The sequence below is a fragment of the Parasegetibacter sp. NRK P23 genome (assembly GCF_023721715.1).
Lineage (GTDB): Bacteria > Bacteroidota > Bacteroidia > Chitinophagales > Chitinophagaceae > Parasegetibacter.
Genome location: NZ_JAMDLG010000001.1, coordinates 3509860 through 3531479, shown reverse-complemented (window position 1 = coordinate 3531479; position 21620 = coordinate 3509860). Strand labels below are relative to the sequence as shown.

Annotated in this window: 15 protein-coding genes; 5 read left to right on the top strand and 10 right to left on the bottom strand. The window is 49.4% G+C overall.

All coding sequences use genetic code 11. From position 1 onward, the window contains the following. The first annotated feature begins 21 nt into the window (after nt 1–21). Entirely contained in the window at nt 22–1023 is a 1002-nt protein-coding gene (locus M4J38_RS14300; RefSeq protein WP_251760318.1) for an FAD:protein FMN transferase, read from the top strand. An 8-nt stretch (nt 1024–1031) separates the two neighbouring features. Here M4J38_RS14300 and M4J38_RS14295 read toward each other — a convergent pair whose 3' ends face one another. Genes M4J38_RS14295 through M4J38_RS14285 form a run of 3 tightly spaced genes read right to left on the bottom strand, consistent with a single transcriptional unit; the run spans nt 1032 to nt 5195 of the window. Then, nucleotides 1032–3218, bottom strand: coding sequence for a PepSY domain-containing protein (locus tag M4J38_RS14295; RefSeq protein WP_251760317.1), 2187 nt, complete (start codon nt 3216–3218; stop codon nt 1032–1034). A 17-nt stretch (nt 3219–3235) separates the two neighbouring features. Further along, complete coding sequence (locus tag M4J38_RS14290) at nt 3236–3721, bottom strand: DUF2271 domain-containing protein (protein ID WP_251760316.1); 486 nt, start codon at nt 3719–3721, stop codon at nt 3236–3238. A gap of 4 nt (nt 3722–3725) precedes the next feature. Beyond that, on the bottom strand, nt 3726–5195 hold the full coding sequence (locus tag M4J38_RS14285; RefSeq protein WP_251760315.1) for an ankyrin repeat domain-containing protein: 1470 nt from the start codon (nt 5193–5195) through the stop codon (nt 3726–3728). 214 nt (nt 5196–5409) lie between these two features. Here M4J38_RS14285 and M4J38_RS14280 point away from each other — a divergent pair, with 214 nt between their 5' ends. Next, complete coding sequence (locus M4J38_RS14280; protein WP_251760314.1) at nt 5410–5799, top strand: DUF1801 domain-containing protein; 390 nt, start codon at nt 5410–5412, stop codon at nt 5797–5799. An 89-nt stretch (nt 5800–5888) separates the two neighbouring features. Beyond that, on the top strand, nt 5889–6545 hold the full coding sequence (locus M4J38_RS14275; protein ID WP_251760313.1) for a DUF1579 domain-containing protein: 657 nt from the start codon (nt 5889–5891) through the stop codon (nt 6543–6545). A 546-nt stretch (nt 6546–7091) separates the two neighbouring features. On the opposite strand, the gene M4J38_RS14270 is transcribed toward M4J38_RS14275, so the two are convergent. From M4J38_RS14270 to M4J38_RS14250, 5 genes are all read right to left on the bottom strand, one after another. Further along, on the bottom strand, nt 7092–9320 hold the full coding sequence (locus M4J38_RS14270; RefSeq protein ID WP_251760312.1) for a xanthine dehydrogenase family protein molybdopterin-binding subunit: 2229 nt from the start codon (nt 9318–9320) through the stop codon (nt 7092–7094). 10 nt (nt 9321–9330) lie between these two features. Then, nucleotides 9331–10308 (bottom strand): xanthine dehydrogenase family protein subunit M, encoded by a 978-nt coding sequence (locus M4J38_RS14265; RefSeq protein WP_251760310.1) that lies wholly within the window; start codon nt 10306–10308, stop codon nt 9331–9333. Next, on the bottom strand, nt 10305–10895 hold the full coding sequence (locus M4J38_RS14260) for a (2Fe-2S)-binding protein (protein WP_251760309.1): 591 nt from the start codon (nt 10893–10895) through the stop codon (nt 10305–10307). The genes M4J38_RS14265 and M4J38_RS14260 overlap by 4 nt, the downstream gene beginning before the upstream one ends. Nucleotides 10896–11046: 151 nt before the next feature. After that, on the bottom strand, nt 11047–12594 hold the full coding sequence (locus tag M4J38_RS14255; protein ID WP_251760308.1) for a hypothetical protein: 1548 nt from the start codon (nt 12592–12594) through the stop codon (nt 11047–11049). 129 nt (nt 12595–12723) lie between these two features. After that, a complete protein-coding gene (locus M4J38_RS14250; RefSeq protein ID WP_251760307.1) occupies nt 12724–13086 on the bottom strand; it encodes a helix-turn-helix domain-containing protein in 363 nt (120 codons plus the stop codon). Between the two features lie 144 nt (nt 13087–13230). Here M4J38_RS14250 and M4J38_RS14245 point away from each other — a divergent pair, with 144 nt between their 5' ends. Together M4J38_RS14245 and M4J38_RS14240 are read left to right on the top strand one after the other, a co-directional pair. Continuing rightward, entirely contained in the window at nt 13231–14115 is an 885-nt protein-coding gene (locus tag M4J38_RS14245; RefSeq protein ID WP_251760306.1) for an SDR family oxidoreductase, read from the top strand. A gap of 248 nt (nt 14116–14363) precedes the next feature. Continuing rightward, the gene (locus M4J38_RS14240; RefSeq protein WP_251760304.1) at nt 14364–16187 is read left to right on the top strand and encodes an alkaline phosphatase; all 1824 of its coding nucleotides are present in this window, start codon (nt 14364–14366) and stop codon (nt 16185–16187) included. Between the two features lie 238 nt (nt 16188–16425). Here M4J38_RS14240 and M4J38_RS14235 read toward each other — a convergent pair whose 3' ends face one another. Together M4J38_RS14235 and M4J38_RS14230 are read right to left on the bottom strand one after the other, a co-directional pair. Continuing rightward, nucleotides 16426–18126 carry a RagB/SusD family nutrient uptake outer membrane protein gene (locus M4J38_RS14235; RefSeq protein ID WP_251760303.1) on the bottom strand — a complete coding sequence of 567 codons (1701 nt, stop codon included), beginning with the start codon at nt 18124–18126 and terminating at the stop codon, nt 16426–16428. A gap of 11 nt (nt 18127–18137) precedes the next feature. After that, nucleotides 18138–21152: a SusC/RagA family TonB-linked outer membrane protein gene (locus M4J38_RS14230; protein WP_251760302.1), complete on the bottom strand. Its 3015-nt coding sequence runs from the start codon at nt 21150–21152 to the stop codon at nt 18138–18140. Nucleotides 21153–21620: the final 468 nt, after the last annotated feature.

The following is a 21620-nucleotide window of genomic DNA, read 5'->3' as shown; positions in this document are numbered from 1 at the left end:
TTTTCTTCCCAACTTCGCACCATGAGATATTTCATTTTGATCCTGGGTGTTTGCTTCTGCCATATTTCCGAAGCACAAACCCTGCGCAGCCGCACCGTAAAGCTGATGGGTGCAAGATTCGACATTACGATTGTAGCGGAAGATTCCCTGAAAGCGGAAAAACATATTGATGACGCTATCGCGGAAATAAAAAGGATAGAATACCTGATCTCGGACTGGATAGATACCACGCAGGTTTCACACGTGAACCAACAGGCGGGCATCGCGCCGGTGAAAGTGGACCAAGAAGTGATCGCCCTCACACAACGGGCGCTGGAACTATCTAAACTAACGAACGGTGCCTTCGATATCAGTTTCGCGGCCATGGAAAAAATCTGGAAATTCGATGGCTCCGAAATGGAAATGCCTTCCCGCGCAGCGGTGAAAAAAGCGAAGGCCAAAGTGAGCTACCGGAACATTGAAATTGACACCGTGCAGTCCACCATCTTCCTGAAGCTAAAAGGAATGAAGATCGGCTTTGGCGCACTGGGAGAAGGTTACGCGGCAGACAGGTGCCGTGAAATGATGCTGGCACGCGGGGTGAAAGCGGGTATCGTGAACGGATCGGGCGATATGAATACCTGGGGCAGAAAACCCGATGGCAAACCCTGGATGATCGGGCTTGCGCATCCGTTCCACCGCGGTGACCTGTACGCCATCATTCCACTCGAAAAATCCGGGGCGGCCGTTACTTCCGGCAGTTATGAAAAGTTCGCGGAGATCAATGGAAAACGGTATTCGCACATCATCAACCCGGCGACAGGCTACCCGGCCACAGGGTTATCCAGTGTAACCGTATTCGGACCCAGTGCGGAACTGGCGAATGGTTTCAGCACTTCCATTATGGTGTTGGGCAGTAAGAAAGGTAAAAAACTGCTGAAAAAATTTCCGGGCTATACCTACATTATGGCCACCGATAAAGGCAAATTCATTCATTCAGAAACTATTCCGCTGGAAACATATCGGGTAAAGAATAACGATTAAAAGCAGGCTCAATAACAATCGGTCAGCAGCCTTCCTTTCTCCAGTAAAATGTCGCCTAACCCTTTTTCACGGCATATATTACTAAGCAGCGCGCACACATCCTTCTGCATGGCCAGGGAACCGCATAACATAACCACCGCACCTGCACGAAGCAGTTCCGTAATTTCCTCCGTGTCCCTTGCGAGTATATCGGTCACATACATGCGCGATGCTTCTCTCGAATAGGCTTCATGCAGGCCCGACAAGCGGCCTCCCGCTTCGTAACCAGACAATAATTCACGGTAACGGTCAAGCGAATATCTGTACCTGAACCCGGTATAAAGATGCACTATTCTTCCCTTTTTATTTTCCCCGATCATGCCCAGGAAGGGGGCGATACCCGTTCCGTTCGAGATCATGATAACAGGATTTTTACCGCCTGGAAAATGGAAATGCCGGTTCTCCACGATACGCGCCTTCAATGTATCCTCCACCTGGAGTTGGTGCAGGAATGTTGAACCCAGTCCTTCCGGATGCAGTTTGAGACTAAGGTGAATGGCATCTCCCAACATACCGATCGAATACAACCTTTCCCGGTGGTCATTGGCGGGATAGATGGCCAGCAGGTCGCCGGAGCGGACCTTCATTTTCTTTTTGGGCAGTAAGGTAATTTCGAAAGCATAGTCGGGTTCCGTCGCGTCGCTTTTTTGTACAACGGTAAATGACGGCAGGTGAAGGTGGTGCGCGGGAAACAGTTTTGCATCCGGTTCTATGAATTGCCCGGAAACCGCTGTATACAGTTTGCACCAGGTGGCGTAGTCTTCAGGGGAACGGTCATTTACAGTATGAACGTCCATTATGGGTTGTGCCCATTCCTGTTTTCTTAACGCGGCATCTACTTCAAGACCAAAGCGGCAAAAATCATCGTAACTGCGCGAACCAAATGCCAGCACAGTAAAATTTACGTGTTGCGGTTGTGGCATTTTTGGAAGCCGTGAAAGGAACTTTCCAGCATTGGAAGGTGGATCGCCCAGGCCATGCGTACTCGTGAAAACGATCAGTTGCTGCATGGCCGGGAACACCTTATAATTGTTCATATCTGTGAGCCATACCTTCTCCCCTTTCGCCGACAATTGTTTGGAAACCGAAACAGCGCAACGCAATGTGCTGCCGTTCTCGGAACCCACCAGTATAACGGTGGTGCATTCGTCGGCCCTGAACTTATTCTTCTTTTTATTGGCCCTTCTCCGGAAAGTGATCAGGAAACCCGAGCCGATAAAGAACAAAATATACCCGCAGGAGATGGCCAGGATGATGGCCCATACGGCGCCCGATCTGCCCGTATGCCAATCGAGGCTCCAGGCGTTGAGTTTCGCCGCTGAACTGTGTTCCGCCTTTGCCAGCAATTCGCCAGTCACCTGGTTGATGGCGATGGTGCTGTCATGGAACTTTACCGTGAAATAATCTTCCACATCCTCCGAGAACGGGAACTCCAGGGTTTGCAGGTCGGCGAGTGAATGATTTTTAAAAACTGTGAAACTATTCCAATCCAATTCAGGTTCAGCTTTAATGGCAGCGAAATCCACTTCCACCGAAGGTGTTTCCGCCCTGATCCAACCAAATCCCGTCGCTGAAAGATACGCGCCGGTAAAAGCGATGAGCAGTATCGGGAAAAGCGCTATCCGGCCAAATACCACGTGAAAGTATTGCGCCCCTGATTCATGCCCTACCCTTGCGAAAAAACGAAGGATACCTTTCTGCCGCTGGACCACCAGGATGATCCCTGAGATGACAATGAGCATTAGCAAAAAGCAGGTAATGCCCATCAATAACCGTCCCGTTTCATGTAAAAAAAGGGAACGGTGCAAAGCGGTCACCCATTGGAAAAAGGAAGATTGTTCTTCCACCGCACCCAGTTCTTTACCATTACGGGCATCCACGTACGACTTTTCCCCGTTACCGGCTTCATCGGTCCAATGCAGCACGAGTGCACCTTTCTCCATCCGGAGTTCATGCACATCCCCATACTTTTCTTTCAGCAGGGGAACGGCTTCGGATAAACGAACAGTTGAAGGGTCCTGCACACGGTGTGTGGCGGCCTTATCGGTCAAAGGATCGAAAGCCAGTACAATTCCTGTAACGGAGGCGAGGAGGAGCAATAAAAAAGAAGATACGGCCAGTGCGAGGTGGCTGTATCTCCATACAGATATGATCATTATAAAAGATCGTTCGGTTAAAGTGCGCTGAAACGAACGTAGCGGATATAGCCCGTACCTTCCGTTTTAGCAGCCAGTCCTTCGGTGGTAAGGGGAATCTCCACGTCTTTCAGGTGGTACTGTTTGTCCTCTACCGCCGTTTCAAAACGGAGTTTATATCCCGCGTTGAGTTTTGCTTTCTCCAGTTCGAGGTTCACCACGCTTCTGTCGCCACCGGCAACGGAAGCGCCCGTAACAGCGCTCAGGTTTTCGGGTTTCTTGCCCATCGCCTTGTGCCATTCTTTAAGATCAGGATACCACTTCTTATCGGAGCCCATCACATACAATGTTTTATCGTACCCACCTTTTGGATTGATGAGTGACACCACGATATAGGCGCCTTCACCCATGTAGTTCGTCATCTGCACCATACACTTGTACTTCGCGTTCTGACCAAAAGAGATTGCCGGACTAAGGATACAAATTACAAATACCGCTACCAGCGCCTTTTTCAACTGAGCCATATGGTTATTTTAGAAAATCAATAGATAGGTTCTGACGTGCGAAGTTCTCGTTTTCTCCCGCAAGATCAAAAGCGGTTTCATCGAAGCCTGTTTTCACTTCTTTTTTAGCACCGATGGAAAGCAGGTATTTCAGCACGGCATCATCTTTAGCAATCATGGCCGCTTTGTGCAAAGCAGTATAGCCTTCTTTGTTCTTCGCATTTACATCCACGTTATAGGCGACCACCATTTTCAGCAGCGCCACATCATTTTTTGCCGTGGCCAGGTGGTAAAGCGTGTTGCCGTTTTCGAGTGGTTTGGCAATATCCAGTCCCGCTTTTTTCAGCACATCCAGTTTTCCTTCAAAATCTTTCGCGTTCCGGGGATTGTATGAATCAAACAGAAACGCGGTAAGGTTTTCGCCTTTTTTGTTCACCACATTCACATTGGCTCCTTTTTCAATAAGGTACTGCACCACTTCGGGTGAATTATCGCGTACCGCCATGGTAAGCGCGGTGGCACCTTCAGCATTGGCTTTGTTGATGTCTTTCACCTGCGCACGGAGCAGCTCCAGTGTGGCAAGGTCACGGTTGGAGGCGGCCGCGTTCATGAAAACGGTATTGCCTTCTTTATTGGCCTGGTCCACTTTCACACCTTTGGAGAGGAAATATTTTATGGTCTCTTCCTGCCCCGGGCGACGCACCAAAGCATGCAACACATTATCGCCATTCTTCCCCACTACTGTGGCGGGAATACCGATCGATTCCAGGTATTGAAACACTTCCAGTTTGTTTCCGCCGCGGCGGCCACCCTGTGCGGCCAGCAACATGGCGTTGTTGGTGAAGGGTACACCTTTCGCGCGGAGCGCTTTCATCCCTTCGATGTTCCCGGTACGTGCCGTATAATCGAAGGCGGTGCTGCCGTTGGCATCGGTACTTTTCAGACTGAGTCCTTTGGAAACGAAATATTCGGTGAGTGTTCCATCGGCATCGGAGGGGATGGCCAGCAGGAGCGCGTTGGCACCGTCGTGGGTAAGGTCTTTTTGCAGATCGGCCCCGGCTTTCAGGCAGATATCATATACCTGAGTATTCTTCTGTCCGCCATTGGCGGCGAAATTGAGCGGGGTGTACCCGTGGTTGTCTTCCATTTTCAGCTTTGCTCCTTTCGACACCAGGTACTCCATCAGTTCGGTATTTCCTTTGGAGGCGGCCCAAAAGATATAAGTACGCCCGTCGTGGGTGAGTTTGTTCACATCATTTCCATCCTGGGAGAGCAGGAACTTCACTGCTTCGTTGGAGGCCCCTCCGTTAATGGCCATCACCACGGGATCAAAGTTGCCCGCATTGTAAGCGGAAGGACTGTTCCCTTTCGCGATATCGGCCTTAATTTTTTCAATAGTGGCCGATTGCCAGTAAGACTGGTCCAGAAAAACATTTTGTTGTGCCCTGATGCCACCGCTTACAGCGAGCATCAATCCCAGGATCGCGTACTTCATATTATGCTGATTGTACTACCAGACGCTGATTGGGCAGAAACCCTTCGCGCGGCAGCCTGTTAATTATTATTGTCTGAGCCGCAAAATTAGCCTGATAATCGGGTAGAACGGTTACGAAAAGCGGAAATTCCCGATGAGAAGGTTGAAATTCCCCACCACGTAGCCTGTTTCCAGCCTGAAATAATCCCTAACTTTAAAGGACAAGCTTTTCCACATGCACCAGGACATCGCATTGTATAACGCCGCGCAGCTTCCGGAAGACGAACAGATTTGTACGGCCCTGGCCGAAGAGATCGACCGCCAGCTCCCGGAAGCGGAAAGCAAGATATGGCACCGGCACCCTGTCTGGTTCCTCAACGGTAACCCCGTGGCGGGTTACAGCAAATTGAAAAACTGTATCCGCCTGCTGTTCTGGAGCGGACAATCCTTTGAAGAACCCGGTTTACTGCCGGAAGGGAGTTTTAAAGCCGCCGAAGCACGTTATACCGATGTGGCACAGATAGATAAGAAAGCGCTGAAACGCTGGCTTGGGAAAGCGAGGACCATCCAGTGGGATTATAAAAACATCGTGAAAAGAAAGGGCGTACTGGAAAGATTGGTCTGAAACAGGAACAGCTTCGGCCTTCCACCTACCACAAACGTGGTATCCACAGGGCATTCGTTTTTATTTACTTTTATACAAAATGCTCCAACATGAAAAAGATCAGCTTCTACGTTTGTTCTGCCGCCTTGCTGCTGGCAGCCTGCAACAACACCGAAAACACACCTAAAGAGACCACCGCCTCGGATTCCACCACTTCATCCACAGAAAAAAAAGCCTGGATAGCCGTTGATTCCGCCACTGAAATGAAAGCCTGGATGGACTACTCCACGCCCGGTTCGGCCCACGCCATGCTCGCGAAAGACGATGGCGAATGGATTGGCCAGAACACGATGTGGATGAGCAAAGACGCTCCGCCCGCCACCAGTACCTCTACCATGACCAACAAAATGATCCTCGGCGGACGCTACCAAATGGGCACCTATAAAGGCGATTTTATGGGAATGCCGTTTGAAGGCATGTCCATCGGCGGCTACGACAACCACCTCAAAAAGTTCTTCAGCACCTGGTTCGACAACATGGGTACCGGCATGATGAAGATGGAAGGCACCTGGGATTCCACCACCAACGCCATCACCTATTATGGTACCATGGTCAGCCCCTCAAACGGAATGGAATGCGAGATGAAAGAGATCTTCACTTTCATGGATGCCAACACGGCCAAAATGGAGATGTTCGGGCCGGATTCCAAAACGGGAGAGCAGTATAAAACGATGGAGATTCTGCTGACGCGGAAGAATAAGAAATAGGTTTTATTTCACGCAAAAGTGTGGGAGGAGTAGGTTTCACGCAAAGGACGCAAAGGAGCAAGGACGCAAGGGGCGGTTGAGGTGCGGGTTGCTGAGGAAGGATTTCTCGCAACGACGCGGCGACGCAACGCCTTGTTTGATTTCAACATTGCTTTGTTTTCAGGATGTACATTTAAAATGTAACCTGAGGTAGAATGGCTTAAGAATCGTACAGACGAAAATTATCTTCATCAATGACCAGAATGATAAGAGAGGCTGTCCCAAAGATCAAATGAAGCATCTGAGAAGAGCATAAGCGAAAATTGTCTCCATCAGGGACCCTAATAAAAAGAGGGTGTATCGCACTTTTGATACACCCTCTCTTATTGCATATCATTGTCAGGAAATTCACTCAAGCGCTAACGTTGCGCCTTTGCGTCGTTGCGTGAAATAAAAATACTCACGTCAATCCCCAACAGAAACTCCCCAAACACAAACAATGCTTTGCGCCCTTGCTCCTTTGCGCCCTTTGCGTGAAATCTCTCTTACCGCCTCCACCAGAAAATACTACCCCGAAACCTTCGCCAGCAACACCTTATCCGGCGTCATCGGCAAATCCCGAAGCCTTCTGCCGGTAGCATTGTAAATAGCGTTAGCTATCGCTGCCGCACACCCGATAATACCCACTTCTCCCAGCCCCTTTGAACCGGAAGGATTGATGTTCGGATCGGGTTTACCAATAAATTCTACTTCAATAACTGGCGCATCGGCATTCACCGCGAAATGATATCCCGCAAGGTCGTTGCCCACCAGGCTGCCTGTTTTCAGGTCCACGGCCTGTTCTTCCATCAGCGCCATGCCAATACCGCCTACGGCGGCGCCCGACATCTGGTTGGCAGCCGCTTTCTCGCTTACTATTTTTCCGCCATCGGCCACACAAATCATTCTTTCTATTTTCACTTTCCCGGTTTTCGTGTGCACACGTACTTTGCAGAAATGTGCCGCGGAGGAACAGAAAGCATACTGCTGCCGCTCCGCACCGGGGCCTGAACTCGCTTCCACCTCAACTACAGAGAGGTTGTTCTTCTCCCAGAGTTCCGCATAAGAAATGGCCTGGTTGCCCGGAGTTTTTAAGGATATGCCCGTATCGGAAAGCAACACCTCTTCCGGCTTTACTTGTTTGTAGGCATCGTTCTGCAAAGCGGCATAGGAAGCCAGCTTGCTTTTGAGCGCGTTGCAGGTAGCCACCACCGCACCACTGATAGAGGATAGTCCCGTACTGCCGCCCTGACTGGGGGCGGCGGGCAAATTAGAATTGCCCAGTTCTATTTTGATCTTGTTTTTAGTGATGCCGGTGCTTTCATGCGCGATGTTCTGCATGGCGGTACCTGTGCCTGTGCCGATATCGGTCATGGCCGTCTGCACGGTAATGGTACCGTTCTTCTCCATCACAATGCCCGCACCCGCGTTGCCACGACCCGCGTTCCACATACCCACCGCCATGCCGTAGCCGATCTTCCAATCGCCTTCAGACAACTGGCCGGGAACAGGTTTCCGGTTTTTCCATTGAATTTTCGCGGCCCCTCTTTCCACACATTCGTTGAGGAAGTTGGTGGACCAGGGCTTGCCGCTTTCAGGATCCTTTTCGATGGCAAGGTTTTTCAGCCTTAATGCTACCGGGTCCATCTTCAGTTTGTAGCTCAGTTCATCGATGGCGCTCTCCACCGCGAAATCGCCGGTACAATCTCCAGGACCTCGCATCCAGGTGGGCGTACTCATGTTCAGGGGCACAATAGATGCTTCCGTTTTGAGGTTGGGAAAGCTATAGATCAACCGGGTAACACGGGTAATGCCATCACCGAAATTTTCATACACCGAAGTACTGTGTTTGGCCTGGTGGTGAACACCTGTAAATTGTCCATCGGCAGTGGCACCGATCTTTATCCATTGCCAGGAAGCGGGCCTATAACCCACGGCCATGAACATCTGCGGCCTGGTGAGCATCAGCTTCACGGGACGGTTCACCTGCTTTGCCCCCATAACGGCAGCCAGTGCGTGTGGCCATACCCGTAGGCCGGAGCCGAAGCCCCCACCCACGAATTCACTGAACACCTCGATGTTCTCGGAAGGAATACTCCATAACCGGGAGAAGGTGCGCTGCACATTGTTCACCCCCTGGTTTTTATCGTACAGTTTTAGTCTGTTGTCGGAAACCCAATGTGCAATGGTGGCGTGCATTTCCATGGGATTGTGCACTTCATGTGCAATGTTGTATTCCGATTCTATTGTGAAAGGTGCATCCTTCCAGGCATCCATACTGCCGCGCTCCTTTCCGGCCGGAGAAAGGGGCACGTTGGGATGCGCCGTTTCGAAATCAATATTAAAGGCAGTGGTGTCGTATTGTGCGGAAACCAGCGAAGCGGCATAAGTGGCGTCTTCCAGTGTTTCGGCGATCACCATAGCGATGGGTTGCCCCTTGAAATAAATTTTATCGGTATGAAAAACCGGGAGTCCGAAACGGGCCTCTTTAATTTTGTTCTCATCTGAAAGACCCGGCACCACAGGCTTATGCTGGTGCGTGATGATATCCAGCACGCCCTGCACCTGCTTCGCGGTACTCAAGTCAATGCTTTTGATGCTGCCCGCAGGAACTGTACTGCCCACCAATACCGCGTAGCATACGTTTTCAACGGTGTATTCCGCGGCGTATTTTCCCTTTCCTGTTACTTTGGCCACACCTTCCACCCGACCATCCGGCGGCGTTACGGGCATATTCATATTGTCGAAGAATCCCATAGTAATAACATTAGGCTTTTAAACAATTTTGCAACGCCGTTTCTATGGCGCCTTTCAGCATTTCTACTTTGAACCCGTTGTGCGACAAAGGTTTTACTCCTCCGGCAGCAATTTCAGCCGCCTTCTGAAAGTTAGCCGGGGTTGCGGCTTTGCCTTCGAGGAACTTTTCAGCTTCATACCAGCGCCACGGCTTATGCGCCACCCCGCCAGATGCGAGCCTTGCGGCCCGGATGGTATTGCCTTCCAGTTGCAATGCCGCTGCTACGGAGAGCAGTGCGAACGCATAGGAATCACGATCGCGGATTTTCAGGTAAGCATAGTTTTTATTGAACCGGTTCTGTGGAATTTCTATTTCGGTGATGAGCGCATTTTGAGGAAGGTGGTTGTCTTTCTGCGGCGTATCATCAGGCAACCGGTGAAAATCTTTGAATGGGATGGACTTTGTTTTTTGCTGCTGGTCGGTGTACCACACCACGGCATCCAGCGCGGCAAGCGCCACGCAAAGATCGGAAGGATGCACCGCCACGCAATGTTCGCTCCAGCCTATGATGGCGCTCATGCGGTTATCGCCATCTTTCGCGCCGCAACCGCTTCCGGGGTTGCGTTTATTGCAGGGCAGGGTGGTATCGTAGAAGTAGGGACAACGCGTGCGCTGTAACAGGTTCCCGCCGGTTGAGGCCATGTTCCTGATTTGGGGCGAAGCGCCGGCAAGAACGGCCTTTGCGATAAGCGGGGCCTTCGCAAGTACTTCAGGATGCAGGGTGATGGCCGTATTCCGCACCATTGCGCCGATGCGGATGCTTTTAGCATCAGATTGAATACGGTCCGAAACCGCAGTGGTAATATCGAGCAAAGCGTCAGGATCCGCGATGTGTTTTTTCATCAGGTCCACCAGGTTCGTTCCTCCGGCTATGAACTGCGTTCCGCTCTTTTTACCAGTAACAGCCTGGTTAGTATTCGTGGGTTTCGAAAATGCAAATGGTTTCATCGGGCAACTTTTTGAATGGATTCAACAATTCCGTTGTAAGCGCCACAGCGGCAAAGATTGCCGCTCATGAACTCCTTAATTTCGGCCACCGATTTTGTATGCCCTTCTTTCACACAGGCCACGGCAGACATGATTTGTCCGGGCGTGCAATAGCCGCACTGGAAACCATCACATTCAATGAAGGCCTGCTGCATCGGGTGCAATGTCTCGCCATCGGCCAGTCCTTCAATTGTGGTGACGTTCTTCCCCGGCACCATGGCAGCCAAAGTAAGGCAACTCAGCACCCTTTCGCCATCTACGTGTACGGTGCAGGCCCCGCATTGCCCGTGGTCACACCCTTTTTTCGCGCCGGTAAGCTGCAGGTTTTCGCGCAGCAAATCCAGGAGCGTGGTACGGGTATCCGCGTCAACCGCGTATTGTTTTTTATTGATGGTAACGGTGAGGGGTAATGTTTTTTTCTGGGGAACAACCAGGTTTTTCACCTGTTCATAAAAAGCCTTAACGCCCCTGGGAATAAATGCGAGTGCGCCCAGCGCCGCGGAGGTTTGCATGAAGAACCTCCGGGAGAATCGTTGCATCTCTTTCATATCGGGAGAAATTTTTAAGTATGGATAACGCAGAAATCAAAGGAAAGTTAGTTCTTTTTCCGTACTCAAATCCAGGAGTGTTCACATAATTTCCGTTCCCGCAACACGATGTACACCATTATCGCAGATTCAGGTTCCGAAGCCGGATTAATTACCCTACTTTCTTCTTCAACAACCCGCTTCCTGAAGGCGTAATAAAATAATCAAGGCAGAAAACAAATGGGAATACCACCTGTTCGTTATTGTAGTTGAACGCCATTCTGAAAAAATGTTTCCCCGCTCGTGGAGACGCCAGTGTTAAAGAGAGGCGGTCAAAATCTTTTGGTTTGATGCCATGCGAGATGGGTACGATCACTTCGTACGCTTTCCCTTCCGCCTTCAGTTGCGCGTTGTAATTGTATTCAATTTCCACGCCCGCGCCGTACCCGCCGCCCACATTTACGAAGGTTTCAAATTTTTGTTCCCGGACGCTGTTATCGGTATTGGTGTAGGTGATCTTTCCAAAAAAAATGGCGCCCTTATCAAAGTCGCCAACCAGTTGATCGTACAATCTCTTTCTTTGCGGATCAAGGTCATTCGGATCCCCGAATTCATCCTGGAAGATTCGCGGACTCACGCCCCTTGCGATGATTTGCTCCACGCCTTTACAGGAAACATAAGCATCTCCCTCACCGCTGTTGCCGGAAGGAATGGCGGGAAAATTCAGTTGTTGTTCAAATTCATTCTTCCAGCCCTGGTATTGCTTTGCAGGAACCAATGTATAATTGACCCGGATATTTTTCGCGCTTCCCCAGCCTATATTATAAATACAGAAATCATCAAAACCTGAAGGGATCAGCAGCGCATTGTTATTGGGCTGGCTTTCCGCTACCATCAGACTCGCTTGGTGGAAGAAAACCGCGGCATCGGAATTATTCGTGAACTTGACATCCAGCAAAGGGAGGTTGATGCCCAGGGCCATTTCATCGAAACCATACCGCTCGTTCAAAACTTCGTTTCCATATATTTTATTGAGTAAGGTAGACCCGTGTTGAATAAAGATGGTATCGTTCCGCTGGCGCAGGAAATATTTCAAGGTGTCCCGCATGGGAAGATCAGGATCAAATTTGTTGGGGTTCAGCAACGAGATATTAAAATCGAGGTCCCTGAACTGGTAGGAAAGCGATTGTTCACCGTTCATCCGGAAGGAACCGGTCTTCCTGGATTGCAGCCGGAACTCCATTTTGTTTTCAGGTTGATCCAACAGTATCGTAGTATCCACGGCAGATTTGTAGCGGAAAATCAATCTTAACGGGAAGGTCACCTGGGCACCCGCATAGTCGATGCGCACGTTGCCGAAATCATCTGTCTTGAATTGCTGTCCAAGGTCGGGAATGGTGATTTCCACACCGGCTGCGGGTTGTTCATCCACATAAACCGTCGCTTTTAACATACGCACTTTGCAATCATCACCGGTGCTCCATCCGGCTGGATTCACGAGGTACACGAGCACAAAAACACCGATGGCGCTGGTGGCCACAATAAACTTATTCGTTACCGTGATTTTACCCGGAATAGTAGCCGCGAAAGCGCCCGCCGCGATGGCGATGAATATGCGGAAAAAATTAAGTTGCGGCCCTGTAGGACAAGGAATCAGGATAATAACCGCCAACAAAAGCAGCAGGAATACTGTGCCCGCAATAATGCTGTACCACTTCATCCTTTACCATTTAGGTGAATAAATACGAAGCATTTACATGGGGACGGAAAGGATAAATGAATTTAGCAAGTTATAGGGGAGAACAGAAATAAATTATAACGCCGCTTCCAGAAAAGAAATGAATCCTTCTTACACAAACTTCTTCCTCGACCGCTTTATCGCGGGCATATTTTCATCCGCCCATTTTGTTAAGCCCTGGATGTGCGGGAGCAGCGAAAGCCCCCGCTCCGTAATATTGTATTCCACGCGTGGCGGAATTTCCGGGTAAATAGTCCGTTTTACCAGGCCATCGGCTTCCAGCGTGCGCAAAGTTACCGCCAGCATGCGTTGGGATACATCGCCAATGCTTTTCTGCAATTCGTTGAAACGCATCTTCTCCACACCTCCCAAAGTCAGGATCACGAGTATCGACCATTTGTCGCCAAGCCTGTCCAATACCGTTCTGATCGGACAGTTCTCTGTTCTCGAAAAAATTATCGGTTCTTTTTTCATTGTTATAAGATTGATACTCAACAATAGTTACCAAAAAGTAAGTTGGATACGGCAGCGTTCCTTCTTGTCCGGAACGAAGTTACTATTTAGCTTTGACTTACTAAAAGTAACTAAATACATTAAAATAATCTAAAACGACAGATCATGGCAAAGATTTTAATTACGGGAGCAACGGGCAGTTTAGGACAGGAAATCGTAAAGCAGTTGCTGGACAGAACAGCAGCTTCCAACCTCGCGGTATTGGTAAGGGATGAAGCCAAAGCGGTGGCTTTCAAAGCAAAGGGGATAGAAGTTCGCACTGGCAATTACGATGATTATGAAAGTCTAGTTGCCGCTTTCAGGAACATCGATAAGCTTTATTTCATCTCCGGTAACGACATCGTTAAACGGGTGACTCAACATGAGAACGTGGTGAAAGCGGCGCAGGAAGCCGGGGTAAAACACGTGTTCTATACGAGTTTTCAACGGAAGAATGAGAGTGCGGATTCACCGATCGCGCAACTCGCGGAAGGGCATATTGTAACAGAGCGCCTGCTGAAAGAATCCGGTCTTACTTATACCCTTCTCCGGCACAACATCTATATGGATTTTATCCCCATGTTCACCGGTGATAAAGTACTGGAAACGGGTACCGTTTTTTTCCCCTCCGGAGAAGGTAAGCTTAACGTAATGCTGCGGAGCGAAATGGCCGAGATCGGCGCGAATGTACTCACGCAGGACGGACATGAAAATAAAGTATACAATGTTTCCGGAGCTGTTGGTTACTCTTTTGGCGATGTGGCGCATATCATTTCAGCAATTACAGGAAAATCCATCGCCTTTGTATCACCTGATGTGGCTACTTATAAAAATGTGCTGCAACAAGCGGGTGTTCCACAGGAATATGTGGAGATGTTCGCCGGGTTCGGGGAAGCGTTCAAACAAGGTGAGTTTGATACCGACACCAATGATGGCGAAGCTTTGCTGGGCAGAAAATCCACCACACTGGAACTGTTCCTGGGCAAAGTGTATGCACCTGCAGTAGTTTAGGAATAGGGCATTATACAAACTAAAGAGGGTGTCTCAAATTAAATGAAGTATCTGAGAATAGCATAAACGAAAATTGTCTCCATCAGGGAACCGAACAAAAAGAGGGTGTATCGTATTTGATACACCCTCTTTTGTTTTAATGATGGTATTGAATCACCATGAAGTAACGCAAACATAATATCAGCAAGCGTTTCCTCAATTTACCTTTGTGCGTTTATACCTTTAGAGAACACCTGAAAAGTTCACGCATGAAAAAAATCGTATTCCTGGTACTGGCCGGCTCCTTTTATTTGGTCGAAAATAAACTGGCCGCGCAACAGCTTCGTTACACGCCGGCACAACTGCACGCGCACAATGATTATGAAAAAGCAATACCCTTCTGGAACGCCTACCATGCCGGATTTGGTTCTATCGAGGCGGATATATTCCTGGAAAAAGGAGCATTGCTGGTGGCCCATGAAAAGCAACAACTGAACCAGCATATTACCTTGGAAAAACTTTACCTCGCTCCGCTGGATTCCATCCTTAAAAAATACAACGGTAACATAGATACCGCGCATACCCGGAAACTTCAATTGCTGATTGACATTAAAACCGAAGCCGTTCCTACATTGGACACGCTGATCCGCCTGCTGGAAAAATATCCACGCATCACCGGATCCGATAAGATCAGTATTGTAATATCCGGTAACCGTCCACCGGTAAACACGTTTACAGGATATCCTTCCTATCTGTTTTTTGATGGTGTTTTCACTCAGGCTTATGATACTGAAACACTGAAAAGAATAGCGCTTTTCAGCGATAACCTGAAAGCTTATACCCGGTGGAACGGCATGGGCATCATTCCGGCGGCAGAAAGAAAAACCATTGATTCACTGGTAAGCGTGGCGCACCGGCTGAACAAAAAAATCCGCTTCTGGAACGCGCCCGACATTATCAATACCTGGTACCAGCTGATGCGTTTACATGCAGACTGGATCAATACCGACCACGTCACGGAAAGCGCTTTCTTCATGAATAGCCTGCCCATGCGGAGTTTTCAACAGGCGACACCACCACACCAACTATACCAGCCGCTGCACAAAAACGATGGCGCCCATAAAGCGCCCAAAAACATCATCCTGCTGATTGGTGACGGCACCAGCTTCCCGCAGTGGTACGCCGGTTATACTGCCAACCACGGCGCCCTGAACGTGTTCAGCATGAAATACACCGGCATCAGCAAAACCAGTTCATTCGACAGTTACATCACGGATTCCGCCCCGGGTTCCACCGCATTCGCCACCGGTGAAAAAACGAACAACCGCTCCGTGGGTGTGGACCACACCGGTGCGCCTATTCCGCAATTGCCCGCGTTGTTGAAGAAGAAAGGCATGCGCACCGCACTGATCACGTCCGGAGACATCAGCGATGCCACGCCTGCAGATTTTTACGCGCACCAGGCAGAACGCAGCAGCAGCGCAGCCATTATCCGCGACCTGCAACAATCAGGCATCGATCTTTTAATGGGTTCAGCAGGAACAGAAACCAGCAAAGCGTTAGCCGAAATGAAAGCGCCGTTCAAAGTAATCTCCACTGCCGATAGTCTTGTTCAAAATAACACCACACAATATGTGGTGGTGGAAAAACGCGCCGGCACCTCCATGCTACATGGAAGAGGCGCATGGCTGGCGGAATCCTTTAAAAAAGCCACGGAACATTTAACCGGCAAACAGGGCTTCTTTATGATGCTCGAAGCCGCACAAATAGATCACGGAGGGCACGCCAACAACCTCCCTTATCTCGTCACTGAAGTACTCGACTTCGACCAAACCATCGCACAGGCGATGGCGTTCGCCGATACGAACGGAGAAACGCTGGTAATTGTTACCGGAGATCATGAAACTGGTGGCCTTACCCTGTTGGGAGGTGATTATAAAACAGGTTTCGTTGCCGGACAATTCGCCACCACCGACCACACCGCTTTACCGGTACCGGTTTTCGCTTATGGCCCCGGCGCTCAGTTGTTTACCGGAACTTACGAGAATACGGAAGTGTTCCATAAAATACTGAAGGCCCTGAACCTGAAATAGCAATTCATCCCATTTACCTGGAACATCATAAGAAGATAAATTCTCTCCGCTAATTTAAACTATACCCCTCTCCTGCGGAGAGGGGGCGGGGTGAGGCTCCCCAAAAAGAGGCTGTCTTAAAAATTAAATGAAGCCTCCGAGAATAGCATAAACGAAAATTGTCTCTATCAGGGACCTGAATAAAAAGAGGGTGTATCAACAGTACGATACACCCTCTTTCTTTTTATGTTTACTTTTCCTAGTAACCCTTATTCTGCACAAGATAATCCTTCACATTACTTGCGCCATCGATAGCAGTCTGCGGGATAGGGAACAACCTTCTTTCAGGGTTGGAATTATTCTTCTCGGTCCAGGTGCCTTCATACTTTCCGAAGCGGATCATATCGGTTCTGCGCACCATTTCCCAGTACAGTTCAAATCCTCTTTCCCGGTAAAGTGTTTCCAGGTTCATGGATGTAAGCGCGGCTGGAACAGGCGTTCTGGCTGTTCTTGATGTGCGTACCAGGTTCACATCGGCCAATGCTCCGGCGGCATCGTTGTTTCTCCTGAGTTTGGCTTCGGCCCGCATCAGGTATACATCGGCCAAACGGAGGATGACAATATTCGCTTCCCCAAAGTTCCTTCCACTCACCGATTTGCGGCTGAACTCATATTTGGAAACGCGGAAACCGGAGGGATAGTTGCTGCCCGCTGTGGTGTAATCCACCTGTTCGGTGAAATTCACGGCCAGGTCGCCACGGTTACGGGTATCGTGAAACAGTTTGGATACTTTCATATCGCCGTTGGGACATTTCTGGAAAACACCGCTTACCCTTTTCAAACCATATTGTTGTCCACGGAGGATGCCGCGGTTGATGTGGAAATTAGCGGCGGGAATACAGGCTTCTTCCGTAACGGGATCCACGGTAAAGTTCTGTTTGTAGAAACGTGCGTCTGCCGCTGCTGGGTCAGCGGGTGCATAAGCATTCACCCATGTACGGTAGAAATCTGAAGTAATGGCGGGACCATCGGTACCATTCGCGCCGGTGTATTGCGGCAGCGGGAACTGGTCGCCGGAAAGGGAGAAATACGCCAGACGGTTGTGGCCATTCAGTTCCGCACGCTGATCAACAGCGAAGATGATCTCTTTGTTGGTGTCATTATCGTCATCGAAAAGATCGAAGTATTCAGGGGAGAACTGGTACTTGTTGGAAGCGATGATCTTATCGCAATACTCAAGTACTTTGTCCATATCCTCATTGGTGAAAGACGGGGTACCGTAGATATCGCGGTATACCGCTGCATTCAGGTGCAGCCGTGCCAGAATGCCCCAGGCAGCCTGCTTCGACATGCGGCCGTGGGTAACATCGGAAGATAGATCAGGCTCAACGGCGAGCAGTTCACTTTTAATGTATTCTACCGCATCGTTGCCGCGGATGATCTTTGAAAGTTCCCCGCCGTTTTCCTTTACAAAAGACATCCCGAACAAATCGAGGAGCAGCATATTGTAATATGCACGCATGGCCCTGGCTTCTGCGAGGAAGGTTTTTGCGGAAGGATCGTTGAGTGTGGGCAAAGTATTGATCGCCGTAACAGTTCTCGAAACGCCCTGCGTAAGGAGGTTCCACACGCCCCGGATGTTCGCGTCGGAAGTAGTGAAGTTGTGCGTGTGCATGGCAATGTAAATACCGTTGTCACCCCAGTCTGTACCACCGCGGTAAGGCAATATCGCCTCATCGGAGGAAATTTCCTGCAAGGTGAAATAACGGGTATGCAGGAACAGGTCGGGAAGCTGCGCATACACAGGCGCGATTACCCCTTCGGCTGTTTCAAGATCAGTGGCCGTTCCTGATCCCGGTGTAAGGGATTCGTCCAGTACTTTTTCATCCAGTTTGGTACAACCCGTTCCCAGCAGGAGGGTTGCCATCAGTATTCCGAATAGTTTATTTTTCTTGTTCATGGTAGTACACATTAAAAGGTGAAGTTGAAGCCCAGCAGGAATGTTCTGGCTTTAGGATAACTGAGGTAATCAATTCCATAAGACAATACCCCACCGATCTGGCGGTCAGTATTTACTTCAGGATCATAACCATCGTAAGGTGTTATCACGAAAAGGTTCTGCCCTGTGAGCGATACGCGCATGGCCTTCACCCAGGAAGAGATGCCAAGGGCCGTGGTATTGAAGTTATAGCCCAGGGAAAGGTTATTGAGGCGGAAGAATTTTCCATCCTTCAGATAGCGGGAAGAAACGGGCGCTGAGTTGTTCACGGATTCTTCAGGAAACTCAACCGCAGCAGGTGTAGTATTCACGCCTTTGGAAAGCAGGAGTTTGTAGAAACTGGCATTTGCGGTGTTATCGTATATCTTATTTCCGGAAACGCCGTTGAAATTAGCGGCAAGATCAAACCCTTTGTAGGACAGTGTTCCATTCACATTGTACATAGTAGTGGGTAATGCGGAACCCAATGGTTTTCTGTCCAGATCGTTCACTACGCCGTCCTTGTTCACATCGGTGAAAGTACTGATACCATTGGCATCGAACCCGGTGAATTCACGGAGGAAGAAAGTACCGATCGCTTCGTTGTTGATATAGCCGTTAATGGTAGCCGAAGTAAGTCCGGAACCAGACGCGGAGCCGGAAGGAATAACGGTATAAGGAGAGTTCTTCACCACGTTGTCTATGAAAGTGATGTTTCCGCCGATGGAATAGCCGAGACCGAAGCTGGTCTTGTTCCTGTAATTAAGGTCGATTTCCACACCTTTGTTGGTAATGGTCATGTCTTTCACGTTGGTCCATTGCTCACTCACGGGTTGAATAGGATCGGCAGGAATCACCACCAGCAGGATGTTGTTGGTTACTTTCCTGAAATAATCCACGGTACCGCTCAATGCGCCGTTCATGAATTCGAAATCTACCCCGAGATCAGTTTGGGCTGATACTTCCCACTGGATATCGGGATTGTACAACCTGGTGTAAACGGATCCGCTGGGGAAATCTGTTCCGGGATAAAGCGGATAGCTGTATCCGGCGGCGGTGCTGGAGGTGAAGCGTGCCAATGTGATCTTGGCGGGAATTTCCTGGTTACCCGTTCTTCCCCAACCGGCCCGGAGTTTCAGGTTACTGAATACTGAGTTGCGGAGGAAGTTCTCTTTTGAAAGTACCCAGGCACCCGAGAACGAGGGGAATATCCCGTACTTTTTGTTGTCGCCGAACTTGGAAGAACCGTCGGCACGAAGTGTAGCGGTGAACAGATACTTATCATCATACTGGTAGTTCAGTCTTCCAAAGAAAGATTGCAGTTCGTTGATGAGTGCATACCCGGAAGGACGGTTATTGGCGAGGGTCAATTCCGTTCCGATACCGGGGTTGTAGATGGGTTCTACATCTGAAATAGGGAAAGTATTGATGCTTGTACCCCTTCCCTGCACGAATATCTTTTGGAAAGAATGTCCTGCCAGCGCGGTATAGCGGTGGTTCCCGGACTCACCTTTGTAGGTAAGATAGTTCTCGATCAGGTAGTTCCTGTTGTAGTTGTTGTAGGTTTCCAGTCTGCCGAGGCGGAGTGGAACCGTGTTGGGCAGGGATTGGATATCCCTTGTGGCGGTAGAATTATCAATGCCGAAGTTCAGTTTGTAATCAAGCCCTTTTACCACGGTGAATGTTCCGCTGATGTTACCAAGCGTTCTGTTGATGGTGGTAAGGTCTTTTTCCAGTGCCAGTACCGTAAGTGGGTTGATCCCGTTGTCGAACTGGTAGGGAGTTCCGTCTTCGTTGTAAGCGGGGATGGTAGGGTTGGTGGAAATAGCGCCTCCCAACAAACTTCCGATACTTGGACGCAGGTTTACGGTATTGTTGGCGCTGAGGTTGGCCTCCACTACAAGGCGATCGTTCAGCAGTTTCTGCGTCACGTTCATCCTGCCGGTGTAACGCTTTACTTTATTTCCTTTCAGAATACCGTCCTGCAGCTGCATACCGAAAGAGCCGAAATAAGTAAGTTTATCGGCACCGCCGGAAATAGAAAGATTATGGTTTTGTGTGTAGGCCGTGCGTGTGATCTGGTCCTGCCAATCGGTGTTACCGCCGAAATCTTCCAGTGTGCCGCCGAGTTCCACCACCTGCTTTTTGTATTCTTCCGCGGAGAATACGGGAAGTTTACGGGCCAGGTTGCTGATGCCGCCGCTGAAAGAATAGTTCAGTGAATTGAAGCCTGATTTTCCGCGTTTTGTGGTCACCAGAATCACGCCGTTTGCGCCGCGCGCACCATAGATGGCGGTAGCCGAAGCGTCTTTCAATACATCAATGGATTCAATATCCTGGGGGTTGAGGAAAGCCAAAGGATTGGTGGCTCCACCGATGGAAGAATTATCGAGCGCCATACCATCCACAACATACAGCGGCGTACTTCCTGTTCTTACGCCACCTGGTCCGCGAACCGTGATGCTCTGAATACCACCCGGCTCTCCGCTGGCGGAAGTAACGTTCACACCGGATACTTTACCTTGCAACAACTCTTCCGGAGAGTTGATGATGCCCCGGTTGAATTCTGAACTTTTAACCGTTTTCATGGCGCCGGTAACATCTCTTTTATTGGCTTTGCCGTAGCCTACCACTACCACTTCTTCGATTTCCCCGGAGGCCGGTTCCAGCACAACATTCAATTGAATGTTCCCGTTGGCATCAGGTTGCACGTCGTTCATTACTTTTTCAGTATAACCCACGTGGGAAAAACTCAGTTTCAGGGGTGTGCCAACCGGCACATCGGTAAAGGAAAAAGTCCCTTTTGCCCCGGTTTGAACCGAACGGCTGAACTGGGCTTTGGCATTGCTGATTTTTACAGAAACGCCGGGCATGGGCCGGGCTGCTTCATCCAGCACTGTTCCTTTAACAGCAGTAGTTTTGTTTTGCGCGCTCAAAGACGCGTACATAAAAAGATGCACCAATAACAAGGCACACCATTTTATGCTTCTCCGATAAAAAGCATTCATCGCATGTATAAGTTTGATTAGGCTGCAAAGGTCTATCTGATCTCTCTTATTCAGTGGGGGGCGATGGTTATGGATTCATTACCATAGCAATAATTTTATGTAACGTAAACGTTTACGTAAATAAATCGCTTTTTTGTTCGGATAGAAATTTTAATATCCGCGCGGGTGGTTTTTTCGTTTAAGGGTAAACGTGATTTTTAAAGGTGGGTGGTTTGGTGTTTTATTTCTTATTTGGGAGGAAGGCTTTTCATGCGATTGTTTACTAATTTGTTTCTCGCAGCTCGTAACGCACTGCATCGTTTCCTCGCAAAGACGCACTGCTTCGTACCTCGCAGGAGCAAGGACGCAAAGGCCGGTTGAAGTGCTGCACGCGAAGGATAATTTCCCGCGATTGATTTCCGCTTCGTTTCTCGCGGCCTCTCAGGGAAAGAACGCAAGGCGTTGTTTGTGTTTGGAGTTAGTTCTATT